At 67.7% G+C, this 15,699-nt stretch carries 20 protein-coding genes; 10 read left to right on the top strand and 10 right to left on the bottom strand.

Annotated elements, in window-relative coordinates:
- Window positions 1–32: 32 nt before the first annotated feature.
- The 4 genes from C5C07_RS02580 to C5C07_RS02595 all read right to left on the bottom strand — a co-directional run bounded on the left by C5C07_RS02580 (window position 33) and on the right by C5C07_RS02595 (window position 3,559).
- Complete coding sequence (locus tag C5C07_RS02580; protein WP_004973396.1) at window positions 33–767, bottom strand: protein-L-isoaspartate O-methyltransferase; 735 nt, start codon at window positions 765–767, stop codon at window positions 33–35.
- 21 nt (window positions 768–788) lie between these two features.
- Window positions 789–1,727 (bottom strand): bifunctional 2-polyprenyl-6-hydroxyphenol methylase/3-demethylubiquinol 3-O-methyltransferase UbiG, encoded by a 939-nt coding sequence (locus C5C07_RS02585; RefSeq protein WP_115804492.1) that lies wholly within the window; start codon window positions 1,725–1,727, stop codon window positions 789–791.
- Between the two features lie 95 nt (window positions 1,728–1,822).
- Window positions 1,823–2,479 carry an HVO_0476 family zinc finger protein gene (locus C5C07_RS02590; protein WP_004973393.1) on the bottom strand — a complete coding sequence of 219 codons (657 nt, stop codon included), beginning with the start codon at window positions 2,477–2,479 and terminating at the stop codon, window positions 1,823–1,825.
- 120 nt (window positions 2,480–2,599) lie between these two features.
- Window positions 2,600–3,559 (bottom strand): aminopeptidase, encoded by a 960-nt coding sequence (locus C5C07_RS02595; protein WP_004973391.1) that lies wholly within the window; start codon window positions 3,557–3,559, stop codon window positions 2,600–2,602.
- Between the two features lie 189 nt (window positions 3,560–3,748).
- Here C5C07_RS02595 and C5C07_RS02600 point away from each other — a divergent pair, with 189 nt between their 5' ends.
- Window positions 3,749–4,816 carry a type II glyceraldehyde-3-phosphate dehydrogenase gene (locus C5C07_RS02600; protein WP_049904983.1) on the top strand — a complete coding sequence of 356 codons (1,068 nt, stop codon included), beginning with the start codon at window positions 3,749–3,751 and terminating at the stop codon, window positions 4,814–4,816.
- 839 nt (window positions 4,817–5,655) lie between these two features.
- Here C5C07_RS02600 and C5C07_RS02610 read toward each other — a convergent pair.
- Window positions 5,656–6,144: a metallophosphoesterase gene (locus C5C07_RS02610; protein WP_115804493.1), complete on the bottom strand. Its 489-nt coding sequence runs from the start codon at window positions 6,142–6,144 to the stop codon at window positions 5,656–5,658.
- 72 nt (window positions 6,145–6,216) lie between these two features.
- Between C5C07_RS02610 and C5C07_RS02615 the strand changes: the two genes are divergently transcribed.
- Entirely contained in the window at window positions 6,217–6,534 is a 318-nt protein-coding gene (locus tag C5C07_RS02615) for a hypothetical protein (RefSeq protein WP_231608292.1), read from the top strand.
- A gap of 12 nt (window positions 6,535–6,546) precedes the next feature.
- Here the strand turns inward: C5C07_RS02615 and C5C07_RS02620 are convergent, their stop codons facing one another.
- Both C5C07_RS02620 and gap read right to left on the bottom strand, forming a co-directional pair.
- Entirely contained in the window at window positions 6,547–7,752 is a 1,206-nt protein-coding gene (locus C5C07_RS02620) for a phosphoglycerate kinase (RefSeq protein WP_115804494.1), read from the bottom strand.
- Window positions 7,753–7,827: 75 nt separating this feature from the next.
- Window positions 7,828–8,880, bottom strand: coding sequence for a type I glyceraldehyde-3-phosphate dehydrogenase (gap, locus tag C5C07_RS02625; protein WP_004044440.1), 1,053 nt, complete (start codon window positions 8,878–8,880; stop codon window positions 7,828–7,830).
- Between the two features lie 267 nt (window positions 8,881–9,147).
- Between gap and C5C07_RS02630 the strand changes: the two genes are divergently transcribed.
- Entirely contained in the window at window positions 9,148–9,510 is a 363-nt protein-coding gene (locus tag C5C07_RS02630; RefSeq protein ID WP_004970480.1) for an Hsp20/alpha crystallin family protein, read from the top strand.
- A gap of 23 nt (window positions 9,511–9,533) precedes the next feature.
- Here the strand turns inward: C5C07_RS02630 and C5C07_RS02635 are convergent, their stop codons facing one another.
- The gene (locus tag C5C07_RS02635; RefSeq protein WP_115804495.1) at window positions 9,534–10,406 is read right to left on the bottom strand and encodes a RimK family alpha-L-glutamate ligase; all 873 of its coding nucleotides are present in this window, start codon (window positions 10,404–10,406) and stop codon (window positions 9,534–9,536) included.
- Between the two features lie 85 nt (window positions 10,407–10,491).
- Window positions 10,492–11,022 carry a 50S ribosomal protein L16 gene (locus C5C07_RS02640; RefSeq protein WP_050458603.1) on the bottom strand — a complete coding sequence of 177 codons (531 nt, stop codon included), beginning with the start codon at window positions 11,020–11,022 and terminating at the stop codon, window positions 10,492–10,494.
- Window positions 11,023–11,227: 205 nt separating this feature from the next.
- On the opposite strand from C5C07_RS02640, the gene C5C07_RS02645 reads away from it, so the two are divergent.
- Window positions 11,228–11,878 (top strand): type 1 glutamine amidotransferase, encoded by a 651-nt coding sequence (locus C5C07_RS02645; protein WP_004973377.1) that lies wholly within the window; start codon window positions 11,228–11,230, stop codon window positions 11,876–11,878.
- On the opposite strand, the gene nucS is transcribed toward C5C07_RS02645, so the two are convergent.
- Window positions 11,879–12,682 carry an endonuclease NucS gene (gene nucS, locus C5C07_RS02650; protein ID WP_115804496.1) on the bottom strand — a complete coding sequence of 268 codons (804 nt, stop codon included), beginning with the start codon at window positions 12,680–12,682 and terminating at the stop codon, window positions 11,879–11,881.
- Between the two features lie 132 nt (window positions 12,683–12,814).
- Between nucS and C5C07_RS02655 the strand changes: the two genes are divergently transcribed.
- From C5C07_RS02655 to C5C07_RS02675, 6 genes are all read left to right on the top strand, one after another.
- Entirely contained in the window at window positions 12,815–13,267 is a 453-nt protein-coding gene (locus C5C07_RS02655) for a pyridoxamine 5'-phosphate oxidase family protein (RefSeq protein ID WP_004973371.1), read from the top strand.
- A gap of 83 nt (window positions 13,268–13,350) precedes the next feature.
- On the top strand, window positions 13,351–14,208 hold the full coding sequence (locus tag C5C07_RS02660; RefSeq protein WP_004973367.1) for a DUF5995 family protein: 858 nt from the start codon (window positions 13,351–13,353) through the stop codon (window positions 14,206–14,208).
- Between the two features lie 56 nt (window positions 14,209–14,264).
- The gene (locus C5C07_RS02665) at window positions 14,265–14,666 is read left to right on the top strand and encodes a helix-turn-helix domain-containing protein (RefSeq protein WP_004973364.1); all 402 of its coding nucleotides are present in this window, start codon (window positions 14,265–14,267) and stop codon (window positions 14,664–14,666) included.
- Between the two features lie 31 nt (window positions 14,667–14,697).
- A complete protein-coding gene (locus C5C07_RS02670) occupies window positions 14,698–14,859 on the top strand; it encodes a zinc ribbon domain-containing protein (RefSeq protein ID WP_004973363.1) in 162 nt (53 codons plus the stop codon).
- Between the two features lie 106 nt (window positions 14,860–14,965).
- A complete protein-coding gene (locus C5C07_RS21545) occupies window positions 14,966–15,112 on the top strand; it encodes a hypothetical protein (RefSeq protein ID WP_004973360.1) in 147 nt (48 codons plus the stop codon).
- Window positions 15,113–15,237: 125 nt separating this feature from the next.
- Entirely contained in the window at window positions 15,238–15,699 is a 462-nt protein-coding gene (locus tag C5C07_RS02675) for a pyridoxamine 5'-phosphate oxidase family protein (RefSeq protein ID WP_004973359.1), read from the top strand.

Below are 15,699 nucleotides of genomic sequence, written 5' to 3' on the forward strand. Positions count from 1 at the left end.
CCCGTCCCGACCCGCCAGCGTCGTTCCGTCTCCTATCCGCGACCGCCCCAGTCTATCCAGTCTTGTTCCCAGCCGTGGCCGGCGTGCCAGCCCCGGCCCTCGTACTCGGGGTCCTCGCGTCGCGTCCGGTTTCTGACGATGCTCCCCGTCTGCTCGCCGTCAACGAGCAGCGGTTTGAACGACAGCGGGCCGAACGATTCGGCCACCTCGCCGTCCTCGACGGCGACGAGCGTCTGCTCGCCGACGCCTTTCGGCATGACGAGTCGGCCGTCGTCGGCGAGTTGCGCGAGGAGTCGCGCGGGCGGGCGGACCGCCGAGGCCTCGACGAGGATGCGGTCGAAAGGCGCGTAGTCGGCCAGCCCCTCCGCGCCGTCGCGGCAGTCCACGAGGACGCCGCCGTAGCCGGCGCGCTGGAGGTTCTCGCGCGCCTCGTACACCAGAGAGCGCGTGATGTCGACCGCGTGGACGTGAGCGTCGCCGACGATTTCGGCGAGGACCGCGGCGGTGTAGCCGACGCCCGCGCCGACGACGAGCACCTCGTCGTCCGGCTGGGGGTCGAGCGCGGAGAGGAGGCGCGCGACCGTCGTCGGCGCGAGGATGGTCGTGTTCGTGTCGCGGTGCTCGGTCGGGCGGTTCTGATACGGCGAGTCGGTGACGAACTCGTGTCGCGGGACGCTGCGCATGGCGATGGAGACGGCCTCCGGGAGCGACTCCAGCGAGTGCTCCAGGCCGTCGACCATGTCGTCGCGCAGCACCGAGTTGTCCATAGCCGAACTCGGAGGTCGGTCCTAATCAACCGCACGCTCGCCGACGACCGCCTGCAGGTCGGTTCCCGGCACGTCTCGGACCGTACAGCCGCCGAATCCGGCCGATTCGACCCACGAGCGAACCGTCGGCTCGTCGTGGAGGTCGCCGCGGCCCGTGGCGAGCGCGTCCACCGCCCGCCCCGCGGTCGCCTCGGTCGAGCAGCGCCCGTGGAGACTATCGACGAACACCGCCGCACCGCCGGGTTCGAGGGCGTCGTGCGCGCCCGAGACGAGCGCCCGCGCGGCCTCGGGGTCGCGCCCGGCGAAGGCGTCGCCGGCGAAGACGAGGCCGAATCCCGTCGCCGGCGGGTCGGTCGGGTCGCCCGCGACGAGGTCAACGCCGGCGCGCGAGAGGAGCGGCCGGACGACTTCGACGGTGTCCGCGTCGTCGACGAGCGTCACGTCGCGGCCGCGGGCGACGAACTCGCGGGCGAAGACGCCCGACGCGCCGCCGAGGTCGAGGACGCGCGTCGCGTCGGGGGCCTCGCGGACCGCGGCGGTCACGCAGGCGCGGACGACCGACTCCCCGGCGGCGTCGTGCGCGCCGAGTCGGTTCCGAAGCCAGTCGTCCGGAAACGCAGGCGACTCGCCGGTCGCCATCGTCTCCGGGAGGTCGGCGTAGAGCGAAAAGCGGTCGAGCGCGTGCGGGAGGCGACCGATGGAGCGCACGTCGCGCTTGGCGAGGAAGCCGAGCGCGCGGTTGGTTATCTCGTACTCGTCGCCGACGCGCTTGATGAAGCCCATCGCGGCCAGCGCCTCGACGGTGATGCGGGCGGCTCGGGGGTCGATACCGGCGGTCTCGGCCACGGCCTCGGCGGTGCCGGCGCTCGTCGTGAGCGCGTCGATGACGCCGCTCTCGCGGGCGGCCCACAGGAGCGCGAGCGATTCGACCGACGACTGCGACCGGTCGCGGGTAGGCATGGTCGCACCGACGGGTCGGGAAACAAAAGGTCGTGCGTTGGGCGAGCGGAACAGCTCGTCGGCGGGTCGGCGGGTCGGAGTGGCTCGGTTCCGTCTTACCAGGCCGACCACGCCGCCGAGCTCTGGTCGCGGGCGTAGACGCGTTTCGCGTCCTTCGCGTACACCATGTCGCCGGGGTGGTCGAGCTTGCCGTGGCGGTACTCCGGGGCGTCCGAGCGGACGACGAGGCCTTCGATTTCGACCTCCTCGTCGCCGAACGACTCGGTCTCGCCGACGACGAACTCGTAGTCGCCGGGGACGTTGACGGTGACGCTGCGGGTGTCCTCGCGCTTGCCGTCCTTCGGGTGGATGGTGACGTTGACCGCGACGTTGTCGACGACGCGGGTCCAGACGGTCTTCACGTCTCCGACCGCGGCCTCGTCGGCGCGCTGTTCGGGGCCGACTTCGATGCCCGTGATGCGCACGAGCTGAATCGCCTCGGGCGTGTCGACGATGAACTCGTCGCCGACCTCGACGGTCGCGCCGACCGGCGCGGGCACCCCGGTCGAGACGGAGTCGCCGTCCTGCGAGACGACGACGTTCATCTCGATTTCGTCGGGAATCTCGACGTTCTCCTTGTGGACGTGGCCGCATTCGGTACACCGGACGGTCGAGTGACCGCCGGGCTTCAGCACCTCGTGGACGGTGGGTTCGTCGGGCGAACACGTCGGGCAGGAGAGGGGGACGCGCTCGCCGGCGTCGGGTAGGCTCATACGGGTCGCTAGCCCATCAGGCCGTAAAAAGCCGCCTTTCTCCGTTTCGGCGTGGGAGTCGGTGGCAGGTGTCCCGTCGGACGCACGGACGAACCGGCCGCGGTCGCGGCGCGAACCCGCTCAGGGCTGCGGCAGGTCGACTTCCTCGCCGTCGGCGTACACCGTCGGCTCGCGGATGATACCGTCGAGGTGGAGCGGCGCGTCGGTGTCGCCGCCGATGCCGGCGTCGTCGCCGATGGCGATGTGGACCGTGCCCGCGGCCTTCTCGTCGAGCAGGACGGAGCCGACGAGGTCGGTCACGCCGACGTTCGTGCCGATGCCGATTTCGGCGAGGTTGTAGGCGTCGTCGCCGACCTCCTCGGCCGCGGCCTCGACCTGCTCGCGGATGTCGTCGTCGGAAATCTCCGTGACGTAGCCGTCTTCGACCTCGAAGCGAAGTTCCCGTCCCTCGTCGAGGAGGCCGTGGGGCATCATCGTCCCGTCGACGACGTAGGTGCCCGTCGCGGACGCGGGGCTGAGGAAGATTTCGCCCGCGGGGAGGTTCGAGAACGAACCGGCCGCTGCGATTGCGCCGGTGTCGGCGAGCCACTCGCGGTCGCCGCGGACGAACGTGATGTCCGTGCCCTTCTCGGTCGTGACGCGGAGTTCGTCGGCGTCGCCGACGGCGTCGAGCATCGCCGCGCTGTGGTCGTAGATGGCGTCGTAGTCGGCGTCGAGGCCGGTGACGAACACCTCCTCGGTGATGCCCGGAAGCGTCGCGCCGCGAGCGCCGGCATCGCAGGCGTCGCCGCGAGCGCGGGTGTGGCTCAGGCTCTTCGTCGTCGGCGCGAGGAAGGCGTCGCAGGACTTCATCGCGGCAGCGACCGGCGCGGGCGGCTCCTCGCCGTGTTGGTTGCCCGGCGGGTAGCGGACGATTGTGGCGTCGTCGGTCACCTCGCCGGCGACCTCGTAGAGCGCTTCGCCGATGCGCTCGCGCTTGTCGTCGGTGACGACGACGAGCGACTCGTCGGGCTGGAGGTCGAGACACTGGCGGACCGCCGTCTCGCTGGCGGCGCGGAGGTCTGCGTCGGATTCGGGCATGGGAGAACCTGCGCCGCCGGCGCTGTTAGGCGTTCCCATCTGCCCCCTCGCGCTCGGTTTCCGCCCCGTCGCCCCGAACCGTCGGTTTCACTCGCCTCGGAGGTAATCGAGGGACTCACTCGCCCGAGAGTTAATTTCTAAGTATTAACCATCGAAATAACTATGGTCGGGCCCGGTCGTTTGTCACCCATGATACGAGTGGGTGTCAACGGCTACGGCACAATCGGAAAGCGCGTCGCCGACGCGATCAACGCGCAGCCCGACATGGAACTCATCGGCGTGGCCAAGACCCAGCCCAACTTCGAAGCGCACACCGCGGGCGAACGCGGCTACCCGATGTACGCCGCGATTCCCGAACGTTCACCGCTGTTCTCCGAGGCTGGCGTCGACCTCGCCGGCGAGGTGGACGAACTGGTCGCCAAGGCGGACGTCATCGTCGACTGCACGCCGTCGGGCATCGGCGCGGAGAACCGCGAACTGTACGAGACGCACCACACGCCCGCCATCTTCCAGGGCGGCGAGGACGCCGACGTGGCCGACGTGAGCTTCAACGCGCGGGCCAACTTCGACGCCGCCCGCGACGCCGACTACGTCCGCGTCGTCTCGTGTAACACGACCGGTCTCTCGCGCATCATCGCGCCGCTCGAAGCCGAGTACGGCGTCGAGAAGGTCCGGGCGACGCTCGTCCGCCGCGGCGGCGACCCCGGTCAGAACTCCCGCGGGCCGATAAACGACATTCTCCCGAACCCCATCAAGATTCCCTCGCACCACGGCCCCGACGTGAAGACCATCTTCCCGGACCTCGAAATCGACACGCTCGGGCTGAAGGTCCCGGCGACGCTGATGCACGTCCACGCGCTCAACGTCACGCTCGAAGACGACGTGACCGGCGCGCACGTCCGGCAACTGCTCGAAGGCGAGAACCGCGTCTACGTCATCCCGGAGGGGATGGGCATCGACGGCGCGGGCAAGCTCATGGACTTCGCGCTCGACGCGGGCCGCCCGCGCGGCGACATGTGGGAAAACTGCGTATGGGGCGAGTCCATCGGCGTCAACGGCCGGGACCTCTACCTGTTCCAGGCCATCCACCAGCAGTCCGACGTGATTCCCGAGAACGTCGACGCCATCCGCGCGATGTTCGACGTCGAAGACCAGCAGACGAGCATGGAACTCACGGACCAGACGCTCGGTATCGGTATCTCCGGTAGTCCGTCCGGATTCGCTGAGCAGGCGCGCGCGGAGTTCGCCGACGACTAATCGGCGAATCGCCCGCTCAGTTCGGTGCAGTCGCGGCTTTTTCACCCATTCGGCTGTTCGAATCCGCAGCAGACGGTGTCGTCTGACGCTGTGCGGTTAGTACAGAGAAACCACATCTCAACTAGTCCAGCGCGTGGGGTGTCGGATTCATCGGTATCAGGTTAGAATAAATATATGACGGCAGTAGCGTCTGTTACTGATATGAGCCCTCCTCTTCCCCGCCGCCGATTTCTCGCACTCGCCGGTGCAATCGGAACGGCGGCCCTGTCTGGGTGCCTCAATACTATTACGCGACGTGACCAGAACGTCTGTCCTTCGGGTTATCGAGACGTTGGGGACGTGTTTACCAATCGACCGATAGTGGACTACCTTCGATATGCGTCTCTGACAGTGCCACAATCTATCTCGCCAGGTGAGCAATTCGTCGCGACGCTCACAAACGAGTCTACTGACTCCCTCACCACACTCGGGAAACCACGATACATGATTCAGCGCTTGGTCGATAAGGGGACGTGGCGAAACACAATCGGTGTGCGAGACGAGTACGAGTGGTCATCCTCTGAACAAATACTGGCCCCTGGCGACGAGCTCCGATGGGAGATGGAACTCAGTGCGAACGACTTCTGGGGGCCATTTCAACGGTGTACGATACATACGGCAGGAACGTACCGATTCATCTACTGGGGATTCTCCGATAACGATACGGGAATCGCACTCGCCGCACCATTCGAGATCGTCGAATAAGAGTCGGAACGTTCGTACGCACTACCGAGCAGCTGTTTCACACGACAAACAGCTGACTGGGAAAACCAAACGGGCCTCCCACTCGCTTCGCTCCCTCAGAGCGACCGCGACGCCACGTTCCCGGTGTCGAGGTCCACGACCGCGACGTGGAACTCGTCGTCCGCGCCGGGAATCGGCAGGCCACCGGGGTTGATGTGCGTCGTCTTCCCGCGGTGTTCGACCACCCGCTCGTGGGTGTGGCCGCGCAGGACGAAGTCGTACGTCTCGGACTCGACGAGCGCGTCGACCAGGCCGGCCTCGGTGCCGTGGTAGACCGCTATCTCTTGGCCGTCGAGCGTCAGGTGCGCGAAGTCGTCGTGGTAGGTGCCGAACGAGTCCACCGTCTCGCGGAGCGCCCACTCGCCGTCGTTGTTGCCGCGGACGGCGTGGAAGTCGAAGTCCGCGTCGAACGGCGCGGCCGAGAAGGGCGCGACGATATCGCCGCAGTGGACGACCGCGTCCACGCCCTCGGATTCGAAGTGCGAGACCGCGGCTTCGACGTAGTCGAGGTTGTCATGCGTGTCGGAGACGACGCCGAGTTTCATGCGCGTCGGTTCGGCGGCGTCGGCTATCAACGTTGGGTGACACTTATGTCCCGCGCGGTCCCCGTTCGGGGCGTGTCAGAACGAGACGGCACCGACGGCGACGCGAGCGAGACGGACGGCTCCGACGAGACCGCCGCCGACGACGCCGGGGAAGTCGGGTCGCCGGCGCTCAGCGTGACGCTCGGCGGCGGCACGAACGTCGTCATCGGCGCGGCGATGGCGGGCTACGCGGCGTTCAGCGCCGGGTGGACGCTGGCGGTTCGCGCCTCGGGAAATTTTCCCGACGACAACGCCGTCGGCGGACTCCTCACGTTGTTGGTCTTCGCGGGCGGCGTCGCGATTCTCGTCGATGGCGCGGCCGGCGTGTTCGCCGAGAAGAGAGACGGGTGACGCTGCGCGGATTCAGTCCTGCTGCAGCGCCTCGACGCCGGCGAGCGGCGCGCCGGTCAGCGCGCGGATGTACGCGCCGCCGGCGATGGAGACGTGGCCGAAGTCGCCTTCGTCCATGCCGTACATCTCGATGGCGCGGGAGGTGTCGCCGCCGCCGACGACGGAGAAGCAGTCGGTCTCGGCGATGGCGCGGAGGACGCCGGTCGTGCCGACCGCGAAGCGCTCGTCTTCGAACAGACCGAGTGCGCCCTTCACGAACACGGCCTCGGAGTCGCGGATGATGGGGTCGTACTCGTCGACCGTCATCGAGCCGACGTCGAGGTACGCGCGGTCCTTCTCCGTGATGTTGGCGACCGCGATTTCGCCGCGGTCGTCGGTCTCGTCCTCGTAGGCGAGGTCGACGGCGAGCTTAATCTGGTCGCCGCGCTCGTCGAGGAGCGACTCGATAGTCTCGCGGTTCGCCTCCCACTGGTCGTCGAAGAAGTCCATGCCCTCGTGGTCGAAGCCCACGTCGTTGCCGGCGGCGCGGAGGAACAGTTCGCCGGCGATGCCGCCCAAGAGGAACTGGTCGACCTTGTCGCCGAGGTTGTTCATCACGTCGATGACGTCGGTGGCCTTCGTCCCGCCGACGACCATCGTCACCTGCCCGTCGAACTCGCGGGTGGCGATAGATGAGTTGGCCTCGTACTCCGTCTGCATCACGCGCCCCGCGTAGGCGGGGAGCACGAGCGGGAAGCCGACCAGCGAGGCGTGCGAGCGGTGGGCCGCCGAGTAGGCGTCGTTGACGTAGGCGTCGACGTGCTCGGCGAGGGTCCGGACGAACTCGGTGTCGGCCTTGACCTCGGGGTCCTCCTCGGGAAGCTCCTCGTCGCACATCCGCGTGTTTTCGAGGAGGAGCACCTCGCCTGCTTCGAGCGCGTCGATGGCGGCGATGGCCTCGTCGCCGTAGGTGTCGGCGACGAATCCCACGTCGCGGCCGATGTGGCTCGCGAGGATGTCGGCGTGCTGTTCGAGCGAGACGAAGTCGTCGTCGCCGGGACGGCCCTGATGGGCCATGAGGACGACGCGGTGGCCGGCCTCGGCGAGTTCGCGGACGGTCTCCGCGTGGCGGTCGAACCGTCGGTTGTCTTGGACCTCGCCGTCTTCGACCGGCGAATTGAGGTCGAGTCGGACGAGTACGCGCTGCTCCGGGTCGAGGTCATCGAGGGTCTTGAACATCGGGTGGAAGGACGTAGAGGAATTACTTAGTGGTGGGTAAGTCGCGCTGAAAGGGCGGGCGGTTCGTGGGGGCGTCTACTGGTGGGTGACGAAGTGGGCGACGTCGAGCATCCGGTTGGAGAAGCCGTACTCGTTGTCGTACCACGTCAGAATCTTGTAGAGGCCGCCGTCGTTGACCTGGTTCGTCGTGTTGAGGTCGACGGTGCTGGAGAACGGCAGGCCGAGGATGTCACGCGAGGTGACTTCGTCGTCCGTGTAGCCGAGGACGCCCGCGAGCGGGCCGGAGTCGGCCGCGGCGCGGAAGGCGTCGTTGATCTCCTCGACGGAGGGCTTGTCTTCGAGGCGGACGACGAGCTCGGTGAGCGAGCCGTTCGGCACGGGGACGCGAATCGCCATGCCGTCGAGCTTGCCGTCGAGCTGGGGCAGAATCTCGGTGGCCGCCTGCGCCGCGCCGGTCGTCGTCGGGACGATGTTCTCGGCGGCGGCGCGCCCGCGGCGCTGCTTCGCGTGGGGGCTGTCGATGAGGTTCTGGCTGCCCGTGTAGGCGTGGACGGTCGTCAGGAGACCGTTCTCGATGCCGAACTCCTCGTCGAGCACCTTCGCGACCGGCGTGACGGAGTTGGTCGTACAGGAGGCGTTCGAGACGATGTCCTCGCCGTCGTACTCGTCGTGGTTGACGCCGTAGACGATCTGCTTGACCGGCTCGTCGCCCTTCGGCGGCGCGGAGATGACGACCTTGTCCGCGCCCGCTTCGAGGTGTGCGGAGGCGTCTTCCTTCGTGCGGAAGATGCCCGTACATTCGAGCGCCACGTCCACGTCGAGTTCGCCCCACGGAAGCTCCGCGGGGGACTGGACGTTGTAGAGGCTCACCGAGGTGCCGCCGATGGACAGCGAATCGCCGTCGCGCTCGACGCCGTCGAGTCGGCCCATGACGGAGTCGTACTTCGCGAGGTACGCCATGTCGTCGAAGTCCATGACGTCGTTGATGGCGACCAGTTCGACCTTCGGGTTGTCGAGGACGGCACGGAAGATGTTTCGGCCGATGCGGCCGAAGCCGTTGAGTGCCACCCGCACCACGTCCGATTCATCCACGTTCTCGCCCGCGCTGAGGTAGGATTTTTCACTCATGTTCGAGTAGTATCCGTATTGATATGCCGGGCGCAAGAGTATATCTGTTTCGGTAAATCCGACTGAATCGAACGTTACCTTTCATCAGCAATCAATATTGACACAGAAACAAACACAACCAATCAGACACGGACGAGAATTGACACGCCCGCACGGGGACGCGCCGTCCGTCCGTAGACGGTCGCTCGCGGCCGAATACTGGCGGTTCGCTGCCAGGTGACTGTCACAGGCAGAAACGTTTTATCCTCCGATTTCATAGCGGCCCCCATGGTCAGAGACGACCGCGACGACCCGTTCGACAACATCTTCGACGAAATCGAACGGATGATGAACGACATGACCGGAGGCGACGCCGGATTCGCCTCCGAGACCCACATCGACGTGTACGATGAGGGCTCTACACTCCGACTCGTCGCGGACCTCCCGGGCGTCGACAAAGACGCTATCGACCTCAAGTGCGACGGTGAGACGCTGACTATCAGCGCCGCCGGTGACCGCCGCGAGTACGACGAACGCATCCGCCTCCCGGCCCGCGTCGACGAGCACTCCGCATCGGCCACCTTCAACAACGGCGTCCTGCAGGTCACGTTCGACCGCGCCGAGGACTCCGCCGCAATCGACGTCGAGTAGCGACTCGACTTCGCGCGGCCCGCTCAGGACTTCTTTGCGACCCGCTCGACGAGCGCCGCCAGTCGGTCGAAAAAGCCGGCGTCGTACTTCGCGTCGTCGTCGATGGTCGGCCGGGCGTTCGTCTCCGAGACGACGACCCGCCCGTCGGATTCCAGCAGGTCAACCCCGAGATAGCGGATGCCCAACTCGTCGGCGACCGCTTCGGCGAGGTCGCGGTGTCGCTTCGGGAGGTCCGTCCCGACCGCCTCCGCGCCCCGGTGGACGTTGTGCTTCCAGCGCCCGCCGTCGCGCGCGCCCTCCGTCAGTCGGCGCTCCACCGCGCCGACGACCTCGCCGTCGAGCACCATCGCGCGGTAGTCGCGGGCGTCCGGCAGCCACTCCTGAATCAGGAACGACTTGTCGCCGGTCGCGCGGAAGTCGTGGACGAGGCTCAGCACGTCCGCGTGCCCCGAAAGCGAGTCCGGGTCGTGGGCCTTGGCGATGCCGACGCCCCGCGTCGTGGAGTTCGGCTTGACGACGACCGGATAGTCGAGACCCGCCGACTCGACGGCGTCGAGCAGGTCGGACTCGTCGGCCGGGTTGGAGACGTAGACGCTCCGCGGAACCGGCAGCCCGGCGCGTTCGAGCGTCGCGATGACGCCCGCCTTGTTCCGCGAGGTGAGCACGTCTTCGCGCGTGTTCACCCACGGGATGTCGTGTCTGGCGGTGACGACGCCGCCTTCCATCGGACGCGAGGGGTAGACGAAGCCGGCGTCGAACGACTCGGCCGGCGGCGTCGAGAGGTCGAGCGCGAACCCCTCGGCGGGGAGGTGTCCCACGTCGATGCCGCGGTCGCCGAGCGGGCCGCGCATTCGCTCGAACGTCTCGCTGGAGGTGGTGACCGCCAACCGAAGCATACGCTACGAGGTGAGGTCCCGGGGGAAAAATGATGGGTTCGAGGCGAGGCGCGTTCCGACCACGCGCCGGCGCGAGGTCGCGAACTTACGCGACGAGCAGCTCTTCGCCGCGCTCGACGACGATGCGGCACGGCGGCGACATCTTGTTGTACGCGCGGCGGAAGGCGTCCTTCGCCGTCTCCGCGTCCTCGACGTCGCAGTAGATGGTGAACACGGTCTCGCCCTTGGGGATGCGAGCGGCGGTCCCGACGACCTTCCCGAACGACTGGCGCATCCCGTCGGAGACACGGTCCGCACCCGCGCCGGTCGCCTGCTTGTTCTCGCGGATGACGTGGTGCGGGAACTTGCGCAGAATCATCTTGTACTGCTTTTCGCCCGCGTGCTTGAGCATGAGACGGTTGGCAGACAGACGCGCGGATTCGAGCGAACCGTGGCGAATCTGCACTTCCTCTTCGACCTTCAGGCTGATCTGGACGGGGTAGTCCTCGGGGTCAGCTTTCAGGTCGCCCATGTTGTGCTGTGCGATCTTCGAACCGGGGATACCCGTGATGTACTCGCGTCGGGTGTACGCCGGGTTCGTAATCTCCCGGTACATAGAGGCGGGTTTGTCTGACATGGTTACTTGTGAAACCGAAGGGTCAGGCGGGCTAAAAACGCTTCGAAGCTTCATTCGCCCGCCGCGGTCGTGTCAGGGGCTCGCACGTCGGTTCGCCGCGATGGGCCACCGAACCGTATCGAGTCCCGCCGGTCCCCGGCGGCGGACGAGTCGACCCCGCGACCGGGAGACACGCTTATGCGCCGCCGTCGCTACGGTTCGGACCATGTTGCTCGTCTGCGACTGCATGCCTGCGGACGGCCCCGCGTACTTCACCGACGCGCTCGCCGACCTCGCCCTCGACGGCCGCGAGGGGACCGTTCACTCGCTCCCCGACGACGGCCTCCCGACGCTCTCGAACGTCGACGCCGTCGTGCTCACCGGGAGCACCGCGGGCGTCTACGAGGCCGACGAGCGCCCGTGGCTCGCCGACGCGCGCCTGCTCGCTCGCGACCTCGTCGCCCGCGAACTGCCCACGCTCGGCGTCTGTTTCGGCCACCAGCTCGTCAACGACGCGCTCGGTGGCACCGTCGAAGCCGGCGACCAGCGCCGCGGCATCGCCGACGTCGACCTCGGCGACGACCCCCTGTTCGATGGCGTCTCCGGGCGCATCCCGATGGTCCACGGCGACTACGTCGTCGCCCCCGGCGACCGCATGGAGACCGTCGCCGCCGCGGACTACTACGACCACCTCGCGACGCGCCACGAGGACGCGCCCGTCTGGACGGTCCAGTACCACCCCGAGTTCACGGCCGACCTCCTCGACCGCATCGCCGACGACTTCGGCTGGCCCGACGGCGACGCCGACCGCGACTTCGACGACGTGACGGCCGCTCGGACCGTCGAGAACTTCGTCGCCGCCGCCGGTCTGGATTGATTAGGCGTCGTCGTCGCCGCCGTCGCCGTCGTTTGCTTCTTCGCCCGCTTCGGCTTCTCCGTCGTCCTCCTCGACCGGCGGTGCGCCCGTCTCGGGGTCGAGCGCGACGAACTCCAGTCCCTCGCGGTCGAGCATGTCCGCCGCTCGCTCGGTCACCGAGGGAGCGACGAGGACGCCGCGAACCGGCTCGTCGTCGCCGAACTCGCGGTGGAGCGCGTCCACGTACCGTCGGAGCTGACTCGCCGCCGAGGGGCCGACGCGCCGGCGCTTCAACTCCACGACGACCGGGACGCCGTCGGCGTCCTCGCCGAAGATGTCGATTGCGCCCGCGTCGCTCTGCCGCTCGGTCTCGAGCGGCTCGAAGCCCGGTTCGAGGATGTCGGGGTCCGAGAGGATGTGCTGCCGCAGGTCCTCCTCGCTGCCGACCAGTTCGAGGTCGCTGCGGTCGTTCACGGCGTAGGCCGAACACTGCTCGACGCGCTCGAAGTGCACGTCGAGTCGCTCGTCGGGGCTCGTGCGCGTGCTCCGGACTCGAAGCCGGCCGTCGCGGACGCTCGCGGAGTGGGTACACCCCGGCGGCTGCCAGTTGACGGGCGTCCGCTTCTCGTCGGTGTGGACCAGAATCGAGCCGTCCGGCTTCAGGACGACGAGCCGGTCGCCGGGGCCGAGTTCGCTCGTCGCGCGGCCGTCGTAGTCGACCGTGCACCGGCCGAACACGGTCACCATGTCGCCGCGTTCGAAGGCGGCTTCGAGGTGGACGAGGGCGTCGCGGTGCGTCGGCCGGTGGAGTGTGTTCACCGTCATCCGGGTGTCGTCCCGCGGTTCGTCGCCGCCGGGGATAAGCCCCGCGTCGCGCGCCGAGGCCGCCCGTCGGTCGCTGGTCGCCGGTCTCCGGGTCGCTGGCAGGCTTATGCCATCTCCGTGCGTATATTTCCCATGGCCCCTGACTTCGCCGAACACAACCGAATCGAGATGCCGTCGGAGGAGATAGACCGCCTGCTCCGCGAGGAGGGCGTCGGCGTTCTCTCGCTCGCCGACGACGGCGTCGCCTACGGGATTCCCCTCTCGTTCGGCTACGACGCCGACCGGGGACGACTCTACTTCGTCTTCCTCCGTCCCGGCGAGTCCTCGAAGAAGACCGAGTTCGCCGAGCGGACCGCCCGCGCGAGCTTCGCCGTCTGGAACGCTCCCTCGCGGGACGAATGGGAGAGTGTCGTCGTCGACGGCGAACTCCGCCGGGTCGACGACGGCGATTGGGACCGCGTCCACGACGTGCTCGAAGACAACGCCTGGTATCCGACCCTCTTTTCGGAGACGGAGCCGATGCAGGACATCCTCGGGTGGGAGCTTCGCATCGACTCGCGGTCCGGTCTCCAGCGCCGGGCGTGAGCGTCCCACCCGCGGATTCTCGGTCGCGAGCGCGTGCGCGCCGGTATCGTTATCGAAGGCGGGACCGTCTGGACGGCCAACCCATGCGACGGACGACGTTCGAGGAGGGACGAAAGCTCGCGGCCGCGGTGCGGACGCCGAACCCGTCGCTCGCCGGCGTCGCTCGCGACGCGACCGAGGAGGTTCTCGAACTCGTCGACGCGCCGTTCCGGGACGTGGCCGACGCCCACGAGCGGCTGTCGGCGCTCGAATCGCTCCTGTACGAGCGTGGCGACCGCCGCGCCGCCTTCCTGACCATCTACGTCCGCGTGACCGCCGAGGTCGACCGCGGACTCGGCGGCGGCGAGTTCACCGACCCCGAGTGGGTCGCCGACTACCTCGTCACCTTCGCGGACCACTACCGCCGGGCGTTCCGCGCCTTCGAGCGCGGCGACCACGACGACGTGCCCGACCCGTGGCAACTCTCCTTCGAGACGGCGCTCGCCGGGGAGTCGCTCGTGGTGCAGGACGTGTTGCTCGGCGTCAACGCGCACGTGAACTACGACCTCGCGCTGGCGCTCCACGAGGTCGGCATCGACCCCGACCGACCCGCGAAGTACGACGACCACCGCCGGATAAATCGGGTCCTCCGCCGCCTCGTCGACGAGGAACAGGACCTCATCGCCGAGCGGTACGCCGACGGCGTCGCCGACATCGACGAGTCGCTGGGTCGGTTCGACGAGGCGCTGTCGTTTTTCACGCTCCGCGAGGGACGGCGGAACGCGTGGCGCGGCGCGGTCGCGCTGACCGACGGCCGGTTCCGCCCGGTCGAGCGCGCGGTCTACTGGTACCTGCGGAGTCTCACGATGGGTGCGGGCCACTTCATCCTCGCGCCGAGTTCGAACCCCGCGGTGCGCCGCAGACTGGCCCAACTCGAAGCCGGAGACGGGTCGAGTACTTAAACCACCCCGGATAGCGCGGGCGGAGATACCTCCCGTTGTCCGTCGTCTATCGAAGTATGAACTCCTCTTCCGCTTTCGCCGCACGTGGTGCATCGACGCTCGACCTGACCCGACCCCAGCAGGTCGCCGCGGAGCCGTCGGCCGTCCTCTCTGCGCTCAGCGACGGCGACAGCCGGCGAATCCTCGCCGCCTGCGACGGGGCCCCGCGGACCGCGCAGGAGTGCGCCGAACTCTGCGACGTGCCGCTGTCGACGGTCTACCGGAAGCTCGACCTGCTCACCGAGGCGTCGCTCCTCGACGAGCGACTGCGGATTCAGACCGCGACGCACCACCCGCGGGAGTTCGCGACCACCTTCGACACGCTCTCGTTTTCGTTCGACGACGCCGGCGTGTCGCTCGCGTTCCGGCAGGTCGCCACGGACGGCGGCGAAGACGGCGAAGAGGGGCGGTCGCGATGACGGCGACGCTCGCACCGCCGGAGGTGGACTGATGAGCGCCACGTCGCCGACGGACGACTACGAGTTCACGTGCCCGCAGTGCGGCGAGGGGTTCGCCGTCAACGACGGGATGCGCGCGGCGGTCCTCGAACGCGGCTGTCCCATCTGCGGGAGTCCGACCTCGACCGAGGCGTTCGCTCCGTGTTCCGCGTGAGGTTCCATTCTTCTCCGTGCCCGGTTGGGGCGTTCGCTCCACCGCGCCCTCGGCGTTCGAAAAACAGTAGGCTACATATACGTGTGCCACGCGTACTACGAACCACATGAGCGACAGCGCGGACTACACATTCGTCTGCCCGGAGTGTGCGGAGTCCATGCTGGTCAACGACTCCATGCGCGACGCCCTCCTCGAAAACGGCTGTGTCATCTGTAGCGCCGCGCTCACGACCGACGCCTTCTCGACCACCTGATTTTCGACCGCCTGAGCGACTCGCGCCTGCGACCGACCCCGCCGATATCGCCCGATTGGGGTCTCTCGGACACCGCCGAGAAGTAACAGTAATTACGTCGGCCGCGAGTCTGGTGGTACGAACCGATGTCTCTGGACCAACAGACCGAACTCTCGCCCGACGAGATACGCGAGGTCCTGTCCCGTCACGAGACGGGCGTCCTCTCGCTCGCGAAGGCGGACGAACCATACGCGATTCCAATCTCCTACGGCTACGACGGCGAGAGCGGTCGCTTCTATCTCCGTCTCGTCTCCACGCCCGAAAGCGAAAAGCGGCAGTTCCTCACGTCGTCCCCGCGGGCCCGACTCGTCGTCCACGAGTCGAACGACGGGAGCTACCGGAGCATCATCGCCGAGGGGACGCTCGAACGCGTCGACCCCGACGAGCTGACCGTCGAACGCATCGTCCAGTACGGCAAGGCCAAGCGCCCGCTGTTCGAAATCTGGGGCGAGACGAAGCGCGACCTCGACATCCAGCTGTTCGAACTCGACCCCGAGACGCTCGGCGGCCGGGCCGTCGAACTGGACGCCGCGGAGTCCGACAAGTAA

The organism is Haloferax sp. Atlit-4N (genome assembly GCF_003383025.1).
GTDB lineage: Archaea > Halobacteriota > Halobacteria > Halobacteriales > Haloferacaceae > Haloferax > Haloferax gibbonsii.